Origin of the sequence: Paenibacillus sp. FSL W8-0186, from assembly GCF_037969765.1 — a bacterium.
Taxonomy (GTDB): Bacteria; Bacillota; Bacilli; order Paenibacillales; family Paenibacillaceae; genus Fontibacillus; species Fontibacillus woosongensis.
The window spans coordinates 906,461-922,294 of the sequence record NZ_CP150207.1 but is presented as its reverse complement, the minus strand read 5'-3'; the positions used below and the strand labels follow the sequence as shown (position 1 = coordinate 922,294).

15 protein-coding genes and 1 riboswitch are annotated in these 15,834 nt (G+C 53.6%); of the genes, 4 read left to right on the top strand and 11 right to left on the bottom strand.

Translation table 11 applies throughout. The features are described from left to right. Positions 1-19: 19 nt before the first annotated feature. Both MKX50_RS03855 and MKX50_RS03850 read right to left on the bottom strand, forming a co-directional pair. Positions 20-688, bottom strand: a complete 669-nt coding sequence (locus MKX50_RS03855; protein WP_339158470.1) for a DUF1129 family protein — start codon at positions 686-688, stop codon at positions 20-22. Further along, the gene (locus tag MKX50_RS03850) at positions 678-1,025 is read right to left on the bottom strand and encodes a PadR family transcriptional regulator (protein WP_213594909.1); all 348 of its coding nucleotides are present in this window, start codon (positions 1,023-1,025) and stop codon (positions 678-680) included. The genes MKX50_RS03855 and MKX50_RS03850 overlap by 11 nt, the downstream gene beginning before the upstream one ends. 326 nt (positions 1,026-1,351) lie before the next feature. Between MKX50_RS03850 and MKX50_RS03845 the strand changes: the two genes are divergently transcribed. Then, positions 1,352-1,690, top strand: coding sequence for a hypothetical protein (locus MKX50_RS03845; protein WP_155611859.1), 339 nt, complete (start codon positions 1,352-1,354; stop codon positions 1,688-1,690). Between the two features lie 116 nt (positions 1,691-1,806). On the opposite strand, the gene MKX50_RS03840 is transcribed toward MKX50_RS03845, so the two are convergent. The 4 genes from MKX50_RS03840 to MKX50_RS03825 form a co-directional block, all read right to left on the bottom strand. After that, the gene (locus tag MKX50_RS03840) at positions 1,807-3,186 is read right to left on the bottom strand and encodes a nucleobase:cation symporter-2 family protein (protein WP_213594907.1); all 1,380 of its coding nucleotides are present in this window, start codon (positions 3,184-3,186) and stop codon (positions 1,807-1,809) included. A gap of 41 nt (positions 3,187-3,227) precedes the next feature. Further along, positions 3,228-3,800, bottom strand: coding sequence for a xanthine phosphoribosyltransferase (locus MKX50_RS03835; RefSeq protein WP_213594905.1), 573 nt, complete (start codon positions 3,798-3,800; stop codon positions 3,228-3,230). 198 nt (positions 3,801-3,998) lie between these two features. Further along, positions 3,999-4,099, bottom strand: a riboswitch (purine riboswitch). A gap of 120 nt (positions 4,100-4,219) precedes the next feature. After that, positions 4,220-4,525, bottom strand: a complete 306-nt coding sequence (locus MKX50_RS03830; protein WP_339158469.1) for a hypothetical protein — start codon at positions 4,523-4,525, stop codon at positions 4,220-4,222. Positions 4,526-4,702: 177 nt separating this feature from the next. Next, positions 4,703-5,440, bottom strand: coding sequence for a zinc ribbon domain-containing protein (locus tag MKX50_RS03825; RefSeq protein ID WP_339158468.1), 738 nt, complete (start codon positions 5,438-5,440; stop codon positions 4,703-4,705). A 249-nt stretch (positions 5,441-5,689) separates the two neighbouring features. Here MKX50_RS03825 and MKX50_RS03820 point away from each other — a divergent pair, with 249 nt between their 5' ends. Together MKX50_RS03820 and MKX50_RS03815 are read left to right on the top strand one after the other, a co-directional pair. Next, the gene (locus tag MKX50_RS03820) at positions 5,690-6,064 is read left to right on the top strand and encodes a hypothetical protein (protein ID WP_155611854.1); all 375 of its coding nucleotides are present in this window, start codon (positions 5,690-5,692) and stop codon (positions 6,062-6,064) included. Positions 6,065-6,215: 151 nt separating this feature from the next. Next, on the top strand, positions 6,216-6,893 hold the full coding sequence (locus MKX50_RS03815; RefSeq protein WP_230873861.1) for a GTP pyrophosphokinase family protein: 678 nt from the start codon (positions 6,216-6,218) through the stop codon (positions 6,891-6,893). 90 nt (positions 6,894-6,983) lie between these two features. Here MKX50_RS03815 and MKX50_RS03810 read toward each other — a convergent pair whose 3' ends face one another. Beyond that, positions 6,984-7,754 carry a hypothetical protein gene (locus MKX50_RS03810; protein ID WP_339158467.1) on the bottom strand — a complete coding sequence of 257 codons (771 nt, stop codon included), beginning with the start codon at positions 7,752-7,754 and terminating at the stop codon, positions 6,984-6,986. Between the two features lie 38 nt (positions 7,755-7,792). Next, positions 7,793-10,882 (bottom strand): DEAD/DEAH box helicase, encoded by a 3,090-nt coding sequence (locus MKX50_RS03805; protein ID WP_339158466.1) that lies wholly within the window; start codon positions 10,880-10,882, stop codon positions 7,793-7,795. Positions 10,883-11,096: 214 nt separating this feature from the next. Between MKX50_RS03805 and MKX50_RS03800 the strand changes: the two genes are divergently transcribed. Continuing rightward, the gene (locus tag MKX50_RS03800; RefSeq protein ID WP_213594895.1) at positions 11,097-11,852 is read left to right on the top strand and encodes a tryptophan-rich sensory protein; all 756 of its coding nucleotides are present in this window, start codon (positions 11,097-11,099) and stop codon (positions 11,850-11,852) included. 101 nt (positions 11,853-11,953) lie between these two features. On the opposite strand, the gene MKX50_RS03795 is transcribed toward MKX50_RS03800, so the two are convergent. The 3 genes from MKX50_RS03795 to MKX50_RS03785 form a co-directional block, all read right to left on the bottom strand. After that, positions 11,954-12,331, bottom strand: a complete 378-nt coding sequence (locus MKX50_RS03795) for a RidA family protein (RefSeq protein WP_339160006.1) — start codon at positions 12,329-12,331, stop codon at positions 11,954-11,956. Between the two features lie 38 nt (positions 12,332-12,369). After that, a complete protein-coding gene (locus tag MKX50_RS03790) occupies positions 12,370-13,815 on the bottom strand; it encodes an ATP-binding protein (protein ID WP_339158465.1) in 1,446 nt (481 codons plus the stop codon). A 120-nt stretch (positions 13,816-13,935) separates the two neighbouring features. After that, positions 13,936-15,441 carry an HD domain-containing phosphohydrolase gene (locus tag MKX50_RS03785; RefSeq protein WP_339158464.1) on the bottom strand — a complete coding sequence of 502 codons (1,506 nt, stop codon included), beginning with the start codon at positions 15,439-15,441 and terminating at the stop codon, positions 13,936-13,938. Between the last annotated feature and the right edge of the window lie 393 nt (positions 15,442-15,834).

Genomic DNA, 15,834 nt, shown 5'->3' with positions numbered 1-15,834 from the left:
AACGACAATATCGTTGCTATCATGAATTATTTCGCATGAAAATAAACTTCTGGCCGAGAAGGCCAACGATGAACAACCCCAGGCTTACCCATGGCGCTGCTTCAATAACAGGCAGCTTATCGTGCAAATAGACTGCCGCTAATATGACTGCCGCCAGATAGACGCCATAAATCGCGGCAATCTTCAGACTGAAGCCGCGCCCTTTACCAACCGGCTTGACGCTATCGCGCTTCAGCACCCTCAACACCAATTCAATTACAGCAATCGAGGCAAAGACCAGCATTAGCACAGAAAAAAGGCTGATTCGGTTGAAGGCACCCGTCTTGTTCCCAAATCCCATGGCGATGAAGCCGAACAAGGCCTGCACCGCAAACATCCAGGTTAAGGCGATCCATGGGATCATCGCATACTCCGATATCGCCTCCCGCAGGCTTCTCTTAGGCAAATGTTCCAGCAGCTCTCGGAAGTACTGCTCCGGATCCTCTCCAAATACCTCCGCAGCAGTCTTCCCATGCCGCTGGGCCTCGAGCATGTGCTGAGCCGTCTCTAGAAGCAGCTCTTCTGCCTCAGCCTGATCGACTCGGCTTGAGCGTAAATAAACAACCATATTATCAAAATACGCCTCATTCTCTGGTGTCATTTGCGCTCTCAGCCGGTTATTCTCCTCTGCCATCTGATTAATCTTCATGTCCGCCAGCTCCTTTCGTCAGTACGTGATCCACGCTTTGCCGCAGCCCATCCCAGGATTTCCGAAACTGCCGCAGCGACTGCACGCCTTCATCCGTTAATCGGTAATATTTCCGGGGCGGTCCGCCGGACACCCCGTCCTGCCGTAACTCACCGCAGATCAGCCCTTCCTTCTGCATCCGCAGCAGCAGCGGGTAGATGCTCCCTTCACTAACAAACGACAAGCCCGATTGCTCCAGCAATGTCGTAAGCTCATACCCATAAACCTCTTTTCTCTCCATCAAGGCCAATATGCAGCCCTCTAGAATGCCCTTTAGCATTTGGCTGTAGGTCGTCATGTATCATTTCTCCAATCCAGTTAGCTCAACCATTCCAGTTAGCTCGACATTGTAATTCGACAGTCCGGCTGTTCGGCAGTTTTTAGAAATTCAACTAACTTGTTAAGCAAGATAGCAGGGAGTAGCATATTATACTGCAAGGTAAGTCATAGAGTTCAAGTTCATAACATATCCCCCAACTATCTTGCATTGTAATATAGTATATGCCAATCCTATTTTTAATGTCAATCCGTTCTGTAAACAGCAGGCTCGTCATACACTGTCTATTGAGACAGGGAACCCGTCCCATTCCCTTTATTTGACTGACAGAAAGAAGGTAGATGCTCATGTCCCCTTTCAAATCCTCAACGGGTCTGTATGAAAATGTAGCGGCCTTCCTCTGCTATCTGTTCGCTTTTGTCGGCGGCGTCGTATTCCTGGCGGTAGAGAAAAGAAGCCGCTTCGTGCTTTTTCACGCGCTTCAATCCGTGATGCTGTTCGCCGGGCTCATGATCGCCCATGCCGCTGCCGGCTTCCTGCCGTTGATCGGCATCGTAGTGGGGCTGCTGCTAAGCGCGCTTGGAATCGCGCTCTGGCTCCTGCTGATGCTGACGTCTCTGCAAGGCAAGTGGCTTAAGCTGCCGTGGATCGGCGAGCTTGCCGAGAAGCAGTTGAACCGGATGTAGGAGCAGCGCCGAACCGTTTTAAGCTCACGACCGAGATCAAAAAATGACCAAGCCTTCACAGGCTTGGTCATTCTCTTACATTTGCCGGAACAAACCATGCCCCGTGCTAATAGATGTTATAGTGCCGACGCGGAAGCTGCTTCATCAGCCGCCGTCGGCTGCTGTCCTGGTGTAGGTGCCGATTTGGCTTGATGCCCCCGGAAGCCGTTAAACAACAGATTCAGCACGATGGCGGTGAAGCTGCCGGCAACAATACCGTTGTCAACAAGAATGCGAAGCCAGTCCGGCACGCGCTGGAAAATTTCCGGCACGACGGTAACGCCGAGACCCATGCCTACTGAACAGGCGATGATGAGCAGGTTCTCATGACGGTTAAGATCTACCTGATCCCCCAGCATGCGTACGCCCGAGGACAGTACCAGTCCAAACAGGGCGATCATCGCTCCGCCGAGGACGGAAGCCGGGACAAGCTGGGTCAGCGCGGCGATTTTCGGCACGAAGCCGATCAACACGAGCAAGCTGCCGGCAACGACGATCACATCGCGCGTTTTGACCCGGCTCATTTGAATCAGTCCAACGTTCTGGGAATATGTCGTGTATGGGAAGGAGTTGAACAATCCGCCCAGAACGATCGCCAATCCCTCGGCCCGGTAACCGCGGGCCAAATCCTTCGATGTAATATCCTTATCCACGATTTTGCCAAGCGCCATAAATACGCCGGTCGATTCGGCAACGCTAACGATTGCAACCAGAATCATCGTCAGAATGGCTGACGCGTGAAATGTCGGCGCCCCGAAATAGAACATTTGGGGCATATGGAACCAGCTCGCTTCTTGAAGCGGCTTGAGATTCACACCGCCCGCAAGCGCGGAGACAATCGTGCCGGCAATGAGGCCGAGCAGGACGGAAATAGAACGCAGAAACCCTTTGGCAAAGCGGTTCATCAGAATAATGAATAGCAGCACGCCAAAGCCCAGCGACAGGTTCAAGGGGCTTCCGAATTCGGGATTCGTCCCCGGATTGCCGCCTCCCAGGTCCGTCAATGCTACCGGAATCAAGGTCACCCCGATAATCGTCACCACGGAGCCTGTAACCACTGGAGGGAACAAGGCTATCAATTTACCGAACAATCCGGAAAACAGGAACACGAACAGCCCGGAAGCGATAATCGCCCCATAGATGGCCGATACGCCCATCCCGTCGGTCAAACCGATGGCGATCATCGGCGACACGGCCTGAAACGCACAGCCTAGCATAACCGGCAGCCCGATCCCGAAGATGCGGTTGCCCCACACCTGGAGAAGCGTAGCTACGCCGCAGGCCAGAAGATCGATAGCGATCAAATACGTAAGCTGTTCATGGCTGAGCTGCAGCGCATTGCCGACAATCAGCGGCACGATAACCGCGCCCGCATACATCGCCAGCACATGCTGAATGCCTAGCGATAAGGTTTTGAATGGATGTCTATTTCTTTGAAAAATGGCTTCCCGCTCCATAAAAATATCTTTTCCTCCCCATATCGTATCTGGTCTATTTATTAATCCACAAAAGAAACGGCACCGTTCTCCAATGAAGCGATGCGCACCAGGGATTCAACCCGGTATCCGGCCTTATTGAGCAGTCCTGCCCCAGGCTGGAACGATTTCTCAATGACGATGCCAATACCAGCTACGCTGGCGCCAACCTGCTCCACAATCCGGGCAAGGCCAAAGGCGGCCTCCCCATTAGCCAGGAAATCATCAATAATGAGCACGCGGTCCTCCGAGCTCAGAAACTTCTTCGACACGGTAATCTCGTTGCTCTCTTTTTTCGTAAAAGAGTAGACCTTCTCAACCAGAATATTATCCCGCAGCGTAAGTGATTTATGTTTGCGGGCAAAGATCATCGGCACTCCCAGTTCCAGAGATGTCATGATCGCTGGCGCGATGCCCGAGGATTCAATCGTCAGCACCTTCGTAATCCGTTCATCGCCAAATCTCCGTGTAAACTCGGCGCCAACCTCTTTCATCAGCACCGGATCCATCTGATGATTCAGAAAGGAATCCACCTTCAGCACCTGATCGCTCAGGACGATCCCTTCCGCCATCACCTTATCTTTGAGCAGCTTCATCTCTCTTCCTCCTTGAATTATCTTGGTCTCCTATCCTCTTCATTATGCCGTTACCGTTAACCGGAATAAAAAAAAGCCCAGTTCCCAAAGGCTGGGAAATGGACCTCCTGGCAGAATTCGCCCTAATGCAGGGATGACATGCCAAACTGCGGTCAAAGTATAGGTCAGGAGCCAACCTCAAATAACCGCCCTTGGCACGGCAATACGAATTCTCCCCGTAGTCCGATCATTTCCGGTGATCAGGTAGAAACATGCAGGCCGATTCCTGCACATATACGAGAAGCTAATGAAGAATCTTGTCGAAAACTATCTCTACAATGATTAGTAGTATAACTCATACAATCAATAGAAATAAAGAGGTATTTCGTGGATTGGTCAAATATTTTACAGATAAGCGTTTTCCTGGCGCTTGGCGCCGCTTAGATGGGGCGCGTATCCTTTGGAAGCAGATTCGATATGATCGATTTCAACTCTCCGTCCGTCTGATAGTTCTCTTCTCCGGTATCCAGCCGGCGGATCCTGACTTTCTGGTATTCCGCACTCGGCTCGGTCGGCAAAAATACCAAGTTCTCTTGGTCGGCAAGCCGAAGCTTGTACCCCATATCCCCGAACATCGATAGAAAATCCTGCTCCGTTGGCGTTTTGCCCTTATCGAGGAAAATAAGTCCGCGAAGCTCTTTGGTCTTTTGTTTGTATTCCACTTCAAAATGAACGATACATTCCATGGTGTCCACACTCCTAAAAGTAACATAGTAAGCAGAGGCGCAATTACAGCTTTCCCTGCAGCTGCCGTCCCCATCCGGACTGGCGCCTACTATTTACTACGGTTCAAATGTCCCTGCAGCAGGCATCATTTATAACAACTCGGTGAACTTTTGGCCAGACGGCCAGTCCCGGCCTGCTTAAATTTGCTCTGAGCCGCAGTGCGGACACCATTTCGTTCCCTTTACCAGCGTCGCCGAACATATTTGGCAGCTCGCCTCGTCTCGCAGAGATTCCTTCGCTGCCGCGACATGCTCCGTCAGCTTCACATTCTCTTTCCATGTTCTAATCCGGCGATCCAGCTCCTCCTGGCGCTCGCGCTCCCGCTCCAGCTCCCGCAGCCGCCGTTCTTCCTCCTCGGGATCAATCGGCTCGGCCTCTTCATACCGGGCAGGTTCCTCTTGACCGAGATGGCTGAACAGCGCACCTTCTTCCAGCAGGGCGAGCGGATCGCTGAGCCGCTCGTTCTTAGCCTCAGACTCCTCCTCGTCCGCTTCCATGCGAACCTGCGCCGGCTTATTCGCCTTACCCAATTTATGTCCGCAGTATTGGCAGAATAGCGCCTCTTCCGTAACCACTTTGCCGCAGGAAGAGCACAGGCGCTCGTTTCTAAGCTCAGCGATTTTGCACCGGATCTCATCCCGTTCTTCGGCGAGCAGATCACAGGTTTTCGCTAGATCCATCATTTCCTTCTCCGCTAACGACATGTCTTTATTACGGTATCCTTCGTAGAATACTTCGCCCATTCTTTGAAAGTATAAGCCCATTTCACGCTCAATATTATTGATCTGCGTGTTAAAGCGTCCGATTTCGACCGCGTTCTGCGCCTTATCGGTTACCTTGCCCGCACCATCTTTAATCCGCTGTAAAAATTTCATGACATACTCCTCCCGTGTTCCCCGACTCCTTGATGTGGTTGTGCTATATTGTCCCGTTCGCCGGGAATGCTTGGATGTTTCTTCTCTGTTATTAAACAGCTTGCTGACTGCGCAATCTGTGAAATCGTAATTATCATAACAGATTTGGCGGCCCAGTGAAAATCCCAATCCTCCCTTTGATTCAGCTGCAGAACCATTGTGTATAAAGACATTAATCGAATGAAAAATGAGGTTGGAGGGGAATTTCGGATGAAAACAGGAAGAAAGCCCTATTATGTATCCGTCGCTCACCGCAGCATCCAGGAAGCGCCTAACCAGGACTCCACGGAATTCAGAGTGCTGCTGGACGAAGAAGATTTCGCCAAACTAAGCGACAAAATTGCGGAGCTGTCAGAAGAGGACATTTATACGTTCAGGCGCGCACCGGTCCCTTATAAATCCGCGGATCATGACGATGCTACAGAACAATTTAACGCTCGGATGATAGAGGTCTATACGCTGCTATACCAGTACGGCGATGAACAAACCCGCCGGTCCATCATCGGTCTGGGCGTCCTTGGCAAGCTGCATAACTCTGATTATGACGATCCCGGCTATAACGGAAAAAGTCCCCTAAACAAATGATTCGCTTTGATTTTGCCAGGGCGTTCAAGGTACAATAAGGGAGCAGTACGAAACGTACGAAACCATTTTTTTAGCTTAGGAGTAGATTATCCTGGACAGAGTAGATGCTAACGATAAAGGCGCCCTGTTAAATCAGCTGGATTTGCGGGAGTTGTATCAATGGGAAATCGGAGACGACCAGCTGCGCAAGCTGGAGGAGTGGAAGAAGCTTCCTACGCTGTATCAGCTCGCACTGGATGAATTGAAGAACAAGATCAAGCTGATTCAGACCGAGTGGAAAATTTTGAACGGGTACAGCCCGATCGAACATATCAAGACGCGGATCAAGGAACCGAAGAGCATACTCGACAAGCTGGAACGCAAGGGTCTCGAAATGACCGTTGATAATATGGTGAACAAAATTCACGATATCGCCGGCATGCGTATCGTCTTTTCGTTCGTGAAGGACATTTACAAGCTGCTGGATCATCTGCGCCATCGCGACGATCTTACGATCATTGAGATCAAGGACTATATCGCTAAGCCAAAGCCGAACGGGTACCAGAGCCTCCATGTGATCGTTGCTGTACCGCTAACGCTGTTCGAGGGACAGCGCTGGATGAAGGTGGAGATTCAAATGCGCACGCTGGCTATGGATTTCTGGGCCAGCATGGAGCATATTCTGTTCTACAAATATGACAAGCAGGTGCCGCCGCACGTCGTTCAAGAGCTGACGGAAGCGGCCAAAGCCGCCGATGCGCTCGACAAGAAGATGCACGGCCTGCGAAGAGAGATCATGGGCGCCGCCGAAGCGTCTCTTCCCGAGCCCGGGATAAGCCGGGATATATAACAGGACAGCCGTCAAGGAGTGGAACCTTGACGGCTGTCCTGTTTTGCTGGCGCGTAAGGGGGCTTGCCGCCCGCCAGGCTTGGCTGTGGCCTAGCGAGGCTTATGCCGCAGCTGGCGCGCCAGCTCCTCGGCCCGCTGCATGACGCCCTCGCGTACAAGGCCGAGGCCTTTAGCTGCGCCCCGCACGCCGGGGAGCAGCTTGGCCAGGGCCTCGGCATCCTCGTCCGGGGGCGGGGGTTCCACGGCGTCCAGCTGGATCTGGACGTCGTGGAACTGCGGGCCCGGGGCATGCAGGCCGCCCTGCTCCGCCATCTCCGCGAGCCACTCGGCGATGCTCGGCCCGCCCGCACGGGCGCGGGCCTCCTCCTGCTGAGGCCCCAGCGCCGCGCGCAGGGCCTCGGCGGCATCGGGCAGGGGCTCCGCCTCTGCCCATGCCGCCAGCACTGCCGCGAGCAGCGTCTCGCGCGTCCAGCCGAGCAGCGTTAACCGCTGCTCGGGCGTGGCCGCGCGCCATGCTGCCGCGCCCGCGCGTGCGGCCTTCGCTGCATGGCCGCACGGCTCTTCCGCGCAGCTGCAGCTGCAGCTGCTGCGCGGGGGGCCCTCCGCCGGCTGCCACGGCGGAGTCTTGGGCAGGAGGCCGGCGATCGACGTTGCGCCGGCCTCCTGCAGCGCAGCCAGCTTGAGCGGCTGCTGCGCAAGAGCCTGGAGCAGACGCCGGCCTGGGCCGGGCGCGTCTGCTTCCAGCAGCAGCACAGAACAAGCGGGCTGTTCTGTGCCTTCCCCGGCGGCTGGAATCGTGATTCTCCAGCCGCCCGGCTCCGGCTCGATCTGCACACCGGCCGCCACAACCTTGTTGTCCATAGGCTGTTCCATCGTCCTGCACGCCCCTCCTCGCAGATTTATTGCTGCAGCTCAATCAGATGCTGCAGCTCCTCGTTCGACATCTCCGTCAGCCACTGCTCGCCGGAGCCGACGACCTGCTCTGACAGCGATTTTTTGCGCTCGATCAGCTCGTCAATCCGCTCCTCCAGCGTCCCTTGGCAAATCAGCTTATGAACCTCGACATTCCGCTTCTGTCCGATGCGGAACACCCGGTCGGTCGCCTGATTCTCCACAGCCGGGTTCCACCAGCGGTCATAATGAATCACATGATTGGCCCGCGTCAGATTCAAGCCAACCCCTCCAGCCTTGAGCGATAGTACGAAGAACGGGGCACCGCCTCCCTGCTGGAAATCCTCCACCATGCGGTCCCGCTCCGCCTTGCTGACTCCGCCGTGAAGAAAAGCGGGAGTCATGCCGTACTTCAGTTCAAGCGCCTCGCACAGCAGTTTGCCCATTTGCACATACTGCGTAAAAATAAGCGCGGCCTCGTTATTGTCAATAATCAAATCCAGCAGCTCGAGCAGGCGCTCCATTTTGCCGGATGCCTCTGTCTTTGGCCTTGTTTCCTTTGCGCCGGTCACCAGCAGCGGATGATCGCAGATTTGCTTCAGACGGGTAAGCGTAGACAGCACGATCCCTTTGCGGGTTATGCCGGTGCTGCCCGCGATCCGCCCAAGCAAGTCCTCCGTAGCTTCCCGGTACAGCTCGGCTTGCGCCGGCATAAGCGGACAATAGGACTTCAATTCAATTTTATCCGGCAAATCCTTGCGGATGTCCGGATCACTCTTCAGCCGGCGCAGCAGAAACGGCGCAATCAGCTGGCGAAGCCTTGCCAGCTCCGCAGGCTGCTGCTCGCTGCTCCCGGCATATTTCGATTTGAATGAGGATTGGCCGCCCAAATAGCCGGGATTCAGGAACTGAAAGATGGACCACAGCTCGCTGAGCCGATTCTCAACCGGCGTTCCCGTCATTGCAATCCGATGCGGGGCGTTCAGCTTCATTACGCTCTGTGCCTGCTTGGTACCGTAATTTTTAATGTACTGCGCCTCATCAAGTACAATCGACGCCCATTCAACCGACTGCAGCTCCTTCATATCCCGCCCGGCCAGCGGGTAAGTCGTCAGCACAACCTGCTGCCTGGCGCATTCCTCCCGGAATTCCTCTCCGTGCAGCCGGCCGCTGCCATGGTGAATGTGCAGCTTCAGTTCAGGCGCGAACCTCGACAGCTCCTTCTGCCAGTTGCCCAGCAGTGACGTCGGACAGATGATCAGCACCGTTCCAGCCTCGATTCCATCAAGCAGCGCCGCAATGACCTGTACCGTCTTGCCCAGTCCCATATCATCGGCGAGCAGAGCCCCGAAGCCGAGCTGCCGCATCATAACCAGCCAGCGGTAGCCCCGCTCCTGATAGGGCCGCAAGGTTCCTCGCAGCAAGCGGGGAACCGGCCTGTCATCCATGCCGCGCACCGAATGCCCCTCCAGCAGCAGCGACAGCAGGCCTGCGGTTTCCACCTGCTCAATCGGCAGGCCGTCCCAATAGCTGCCTTCTTCCTGCACGGTCAGATGCATCAGCTCACGGAAGCTCATTTCTCCGGTCTTATAGCGCTTCATGAATTTCAGCACCTGGCGGATTTCCTTTACATCGATCTCAACCCATTCCCCGCGAAAAAAAACGAGAGGCGACTTGGACGCGGCCAGTTCGTTAAGCTCCTCTTCGGACAAGGGGCTTCCGCCGAACACCGCCTCCGCCTCGTAAGCAACAAGCTGCTCGACTCCCAGCCGCGGCGTACTACCTGGCCCTTGCCCGGATTCCGAAGGCGTTCCCCACTGTTCCGTCCGCAGTCTAATCCCGGCAGCCCGGCGCCCCTCCTTCGACCAGCGGGAGGGCATCTGCACCGTAATGCCATGCCTGCGAAGCTGGGCTACCTCCTTGCTTAGCAAGGCGTATACCTCTTCCGGCTGAAGCAGCGTGCCCTCCGGGCGCGGGCATTCCATCGCTTTCCTTACTCCCCGGGAGAGCCTGGCCGCCTTGCCGAGCCGGTGCAAAAGCTGCTCGCCAGCACCGTGATATACCCTGCCGCGAATCTCGATATCCTGCTCCGGATAGCTCCATATCAGCCCATAGGGCAGCAGAACGCCAGGATCCTCGACGCCTTCAGCCCACAATGACAGGCGCCAGGCGGGCATTGCCGCCACCTCTTCCGCCGGTTCGAGCCGCAAGCATAAACGGAATGTTCCCGGGCTCCGCCCTTCATCATCCTCGTACTGAACTTTCGGCTCGCCCCCGCCGGCATCCCTGATGCCCTCAGCCAGCTCAGCCAGCTCCGAGACCGTACCCTGCATGTCCCCGTGCGGCACGGCGGCGAGCAGGCCGTTCCACCATAGCTCCGCCAGCGGAGAGGTGCCCCGGCGATAATCTGCCCGGCTCGCATTCAGCTTTCTACCCAATCCGCCGACAGCTTTGCGAACCTCATGGTCAAGAACAGCGCTCATAAAAGAGTAGAGCACTGCAATTTGCCTTGCCTCGACGTCCTCCTCCTGCATTCCCCCAAACTGGACGGCAGCCAGGCAGATCGGCGGCATGCTTCCAGCCAACAGCCTGAACCGTTCTTCATCCACAGGCTCGCCAAGCTTCGGCCCCCATAGCGCTTTTGCAGAAGCTTGGCCTTTCGGCCGCCGGTTCCCGGTCAGTGGAACCTCTGCCATGCCGGGGGCTATCCGCCCTTTCATCATGAGCTCAAGCGCAAACTTTGCCGCCTTGCTCCAAAATTCCAGCTCTTGCCCAGGCAAAAATCCCTGCGCCTCTATCTGGGCTTCGTTCCAGCCCAGCAGCAGCGGCCATGCGTCTTGAACAGGCAGGGCAAGCCCTTCCAGCGTTCGCCCTATCAGTCCCCTCCGTTCGCCGGATTTAAAGGCGCTTCTTCCAGCGGAAGCTGGATAACGCACTTCGGCGAGCCGAAGCGCGGCCTGTTGAAATGGCCGCTTCCCTTCTGCCGTCTCCAGTCTGCGCAGCGAGGCTGCCCAGGCATCAATCTTAGATTCGGATGTTTCACCCGAGAAACAGAACAATACCTCTCCCAGCCATATCGCATAAAGACGTTGATTCATGGTGATCTCCCGTCGTTTCTATTCCATTTTCCTCTGATCCATTTTGCCCATAACCCGGCCATTCTCAAACGCTTCGCCAGGTGATCGGCATCCAATGAATATGATAACACACCGCCTGATATCATTCGCGCTAATTGGGTATATTCATATCATAAACACTACTTGGTTACATCCTAGGTTCATTTCTAAATCAAGCATCGCAGGAGGTATATATATGTTTCGTAACAATGCCTTCCGCTGGTGGAATGCGCTGTTCTATGCGGCCGTCCTCGGCGTCAATTATTTGGCCATGGCGATTCCGATGGGCGGGATGACCACCGGGCAATTATCCGACAAATATCATACCCCCATCACGCCGGCCGGATACGCGTTTATGATCTGGGCGCTAATCTATCTATTGCTAGCCGGATATATCGTATATCAGCTGCGAAGAAATACCGGAAGACAGGATTCCGTGCTGGCCATTTCCTATTGGTTCATCCTGTCCTGTATTTTTAATATGGCCTGGGTATTCTTATGGCAGTATCAATATATCGCATTATCCTTTGCCGCCATGCTCGCCCTGCTTCTATCGCTTGCCGTCATCTATGCCAAGACCCGCTACGTCTATACGCCAACTTCTGGAGAGACTTGGCTGCTCCGGCTGCCATTCAGCATTTATTTTGGATGGATTTGCGTGGCCACGCTGGTTAATCTCGCTGTTATTCTCTTCCATGGAGGTCTCGGGATAAACCTGAATCCCAAAACAGCAGGGATTATCCTGCTATCCGCAGGCACCGCTGCTGCTATCGGAATAACCCTCCGCCCCCGCGATGGTGTGCTGCCGCTGGTATTCGTCTGGGCTTATGCGGCCATTGCCATTGAACAGAAGAGCATCCCTGGACTCAGCATGACCGCTGCCGTCCTCGCCTTCATTTTATTGCTGTATGCGCTGTGGATTGGACTTATGCGTTCGCGAGAGCGGGATTGACCGGCATTTTTAAAAAAAGGCCACTTACATCCCTTGCGATAACCCAGGTAATGTACGTGACCTTTGGACAGAAGACGGTATCGGGTCTGCCTGTTTCAGTATTACTTCAGTGCAATAACTTCGATCTCGACCAAGCCGTCCTTCGGAAGACGGGCAACCTCAACCGCACTGCGTGCCGGATAAGGCTCGGCAAAAAACGAGCCGTAGATTTCATTTACCTTTACGAAATCATTCATATCCTTTAAGAATACTGTCGTTTTCACGACCTTGTCCAGGCCGCTTCCCGCCGCCTCAAGAATCGCTTTCACATTGTTCAGCGCTTGAGCCGTCTGAGCTTCCACTCCCTCCGCGAATTGTCCGGTCTCCGGAACGAGGCCAAGCTGCCCGGAGGTATATATGAGATCGCCGATGACTACTCCCTGCGAATACGGCCCGATCGCTCCAGGTGCTGCCGTTGTAGATAATACTTGCTTTTCCATCATCTATTCCAACCTTTCTCATTGATCTAGTATAAATATTAACCGGATATGCCGCGTCCGGCAAACATCGCTTTATCCTCGGCAGCTGGAGGCAAACCGGATGCTTGCACATGCGGAGACCTAGGCAGGTAGAGTATAAAGGTGCTTCCTTCGCCTTCTTGGCTCTCCATATCGATCCATCCGCCCAGCAGACAAGCCAAATGCCTGCTGATCGGCAATCCAAGCCCTGTCCCCCCATACTTGCGGCTGATGGAGCCGTCCCCCTGATGGAACGGTTCAAAGATGACCTTGTGCTTGTCCGGCGGAATCCCGATCCCGGTGTCCTTCACGGCAAACGCGATATATTCACCTCTGCCCCGCGCATTCGCTTGTACCTTGTATATCTCCATCCTGACATTACCTTTGTCCGTAAATTTAAAAGCGTTGGAGAGCAGATTGCGCAATATTTGCCCGATTCGTTGGGGATCAGAGATGATCGTAGCCGGCAAGTCGGAAGCTGTGCTGATGTCGAAGCCTACTCCCTTCTGCCGGGCCGTCTGTTCGAACTGTAAATAGAGCAGCTGCGGCAGCTCCTTTACGTTTACTTCCTCCTGGACGATTTCCAGCCGCCCCGCCTCCACCTTCGACAAATCAAGAATATCATTAATAATCTGCAGCAGCTCCTGCCCCGATCTGTAGATGATTCGTCCATAATCCGCAGAGCCTGAATCTTTCTCAGGATAATTCTCCGAGATCATCTGCGCCAAGTTGATAATACTGTTGAGCGGTGTCCTTAACTCATGGGACATGTTCGCCAGAAATTCCGACTTATATCGGGAAGCGAGCGCAAGCTGCTGTGCCCGTTCCTCCAGCGCCAGCTTCGCTTTCTGCAGCTCCTCCGTCTGGCTCTGCAGCAGTTCGTTCGCATGCTTAAGCTCAATTGAGCGGCGGCGGTCCAGCTGGAAATCACGCAGCATCATGGCGAATACGATGCTTAAGACGATGCCGAGCGGCAGCACGACGGGCATAATTTCCAGCATGTACTTTCGGAATGGAATTACGCCGAATACAGCAATGTTAATCGTATTTACCGCATTGACGATCAGTATGGCGATCGCGCCTTTAATAACGAAGCGAAAATTGCTTCTCTGCATCCATATGTTGATTCCGGCGCACACGATGCCCAGAATCGTCAAATTTAAAAATCCGGCGAGGGCAGCCTCAGTCACGCCAAACGTGAACCGGACCAAGCCGATTCCAAAGCCGATGACCACTAGCGTAAGTGGCTGCGAATATACGGCTGTAGCGATCAGAAGGGGAACGAACCTCAGATCGAAGATGACATTGTCGCTCAGCTTGAAGCCAAACCTCATGCAGATCCAACCGGAAAAAATCATAAGCAGCACGGATAAAACGTAATTGATCCTGCGCGGCGTTTTCAAAAACCAATACTTATATAAAACATTCGCTAAATAAGCGACGGTAACCAACATAGCCAAATTCATCAAGAAGGAATTTCCAAGACCCATCTGTTTTCCACCCGCTTTGTTCAAAGTTAAAAGGTATTGGAACTTTCTGCATTTCTATGTTCATACCATATTAACATGAAGCGGCATCAGTAATCATCAAGACGTTTGCTTCTCGTAATACGCCTGTACGAATAATCCGACAAAATAAGGGTCCCATTGCGTTCCCTTCCCCTTCTCCAGAATGCATATCGCCGTTGCCGCATCCATGCCTTTGCGGTAAGGGCGGTCAGAGGTCATCGCATCAAAGGCATCGGCAACGGCAATAATTCTGCCGAAGAGCGGAATCTCTTCTCCCTTTAAGCCATCCGGGTAGCCTGCGCCATCATAGCGTTCATGATGGGAGCGGACGCCCGGCAGAAATGCCGCCATCTCATCGGCTGGCTCAATCTGCTTCAGGATGGCCTCACCCAATACGGGATGAGCCTTGATCTGTTCCCATTCCTCCTCGCTGAGCTGTCCTTCCTTCAGCAGTACGGCGTCAGGTATGCCGATCTTTCCAATGTCATGGAGCAGAGCCGCTTTGCGGAGCTGATCGACCACATGCTTCGGGAGTCTGGCCAAATTGCCGATCTGGACCGCATATTCGGCGACCCTTAAGGAATGTCCGGCCGTATATGGATCGCGGGCATCCAGCGCTGCGGCGAGCGTCGCAAAATAGCTCTCCACCAGCTGATCATTGCGTGCCGCCTGGATTCGTACTCCCCGCAGCATATGATTGAAGCCGGAGACGAGCCGGGAGAACTCGTCGGAGAACAGATCGCTGGCCTCCGTCCGCAGGTATCCAACCTTGACCTCGGCCATTCTTTCGTACAAATGCTGAATCGGCGTCTCGAGTTCCCGGGTCAGCAGCCGCGATCCGAAGAAAGCAAAGCCAAGCCCGATCAGAAGAACAATGCCAGCCCATTTCCAATAGGCTGAATGGTCGACATTCCAATCTCCCAGCCTGAATTGAACAGCGAGATTGTATAACAGAAGCGGAAAAGCCCCAATCAGAAAAAAACTCCATCTTAACTTGCGTTTGATTGAGATAAGCACACGGCCGCCGAGCGTCAGCTCCCTGCCGAACAGCTGCAAGGATTGGAACTGCATCTCTTCCAGTACAGGCCGGATAAAGTGAGAGGTGAGATAGAATTCAATCAGTGCATGCATGCCGGCCAGAAAAGCACCTCCAAGCAGCGCCAGCAGCACATAATAAGGCGGAATCGATAGTTCTCCCGCGGACACGAGCCATAGCGACAAGCTGGCCGCGGGAACGGCCAGCCCGAATAAATGGGGCCCGATAATTCTTTTGACGGTCAGCGCAGGCAGACGGTGGGTCTTTAAATATATCGACTGCATTTCAGTGAAGGTGCCGACAGGTTCATGGAACGCCTGGCGGATCGGCCTGATTTGCCTGGAGAATACCGCCCACTCCAACCCGAGCATGGCGGCAATGGAGACGAACATGACTGCAAGCATCCAGACATACTCGTTCCTCGGGATCTCCTTAAAGGCGAAAATGATAAGACTGGCGATGGAAATGACGGCGGCGAGCGAGCCTGCGATATAGTTCAGCAATAGGCGTGAATAAAACGTCTTATACACCGACAATGAAATGCTCATTCCTTCCGTTTAGCACAAATAATGGATGTTGCCTTGTATATACATTATCGGTTCAAAAGTATGAAGAATTGACACCTTTTTCCGTTTTAACCGGAGCTTGAGAACTAAATCGTCAGAAAGATTTCGCAATATATTTAAAAAAATAAATTTTAAAATATAAGTAACCGCTTGTATTCGCTCTGCATCAAGCCTCCTGCCTCTTGCAGGTCTAGGCGAGATGTTTTTTATCACATACTAAGTGATTTATTTCACATATATGCTTTTATTTATATGCTAAACTTTCCTCAAACAAAGGATTTCCAGCCTTTTTCAACATTCAATTCCATAGTTCAACTTGTATAAATGGATTTATTGCAGCTAGTTTCGGCGACAAGGAAGGGAAGGGTGATTTAA

Excerpts from the sequence above, each read along its gene's own strand:
- MKX50_RS03855 (WP_339158470.1), bottom strand. The coding sequence starts at position 688 with ATGAAGATTAATCAGATGGCAGAGGAGAATAACCGGCTGAGAGCGCAA.
- MKX50_RS03850 (WP_213594909.1), bottom strand. The coding sequence starts at position 1,025 with ATGACGACCTACAGCCAAATGCTAAAGGGCATTCTAGAGGGCTGCATA.
- MKX50_RS03845 (WP_155611859.1), top strand. The coding sequence starts at position 1,352 with ATGTCCCCTTTCAAATCCTCAACGGGTCTGTATGAAAATGTAGCGGCC.
- MKX50_RS03840 (WP_213594907.1), bottom strand. The coding sequence starts at position 3,186 with ATGGAGCGGGAAGCCATTTTTCAAAGAAATAGACATCCATTCAAAACC.
- MKX50_RS03835 (WP_213594905.1), bottom strand. The coding sequence starts at position 3,800 with ATGAAGCTGCTCAAAGATAAGGTGATGGCGGAAGGGATCGTCCTGAGC.
- MKX50_RS03830 (WP_339158469.1), bottom strand. The coding sequence starts at position 4,525 with ATGGAATGTATCGTTCATTTTGAAGTGGAATACAAACAAAAGACCAAA.
- MKX50_RS03825 (WP_339158468.1), bottom strand. The coding sequence starts at position 5,440 with ATGAAATTTTTACAGCGGATTAAAGATGGTGCGGGCAAGGTAACCGAT.
- MKX50_RS03820 (WP_155611854.1), top strand. The coding sequence starts at position 5,690 with ATGAAAACAGGAAGAAAGCCCTATTATGTATCCGTCGCTCACCGCAGC.
- MKX50_RS03810 (WP_339158467.1), bottom strand. The coding sequence starts at position 7,754 with ATGGACAACAAGGTTGTGGCGGCCGGTGTGCAGATCGAGCCGGAGCCG.
- MKX50_RS03805 (WP_339158466.1), bottom strand. The coding sequence starts at position 10,882 with ATGAATCAACGTCTTTATGCGATATGGCTGGGAGAGGTATTGTTCTGT.
- MKX50_RS03800 (WP_213594895.1), top strand. The coding sequence starts at position 11,097 with ATGTTTCGTAACAATGCCTTCCGCTGGTGGAATGCGCTGTTCTATGCG.
- MKX50_RS03795 (WP_339160006.1), bottom strand. The coding sequence starts at position 12,331 with ATGGAAAAGCAAGTATTATCTACAACGGCAGCACCTGGAGCGATCGGG.
- MKX50_RS03790 (WP_339158465.1), bottom strand. The coding sequence starts at position 13,815 with ATGAATTTGGCTATGTTGGTTACCGTCGCTTATTTAGCGAATGTTTTA.
- MKX50_RS03785 (WP_339158464.1), bottom strand. The coding sequence starts at position 15,441 with ATGAGCATTTCATTGTCGGTGTATAAGACGTTTTATTCACGCCTATTG.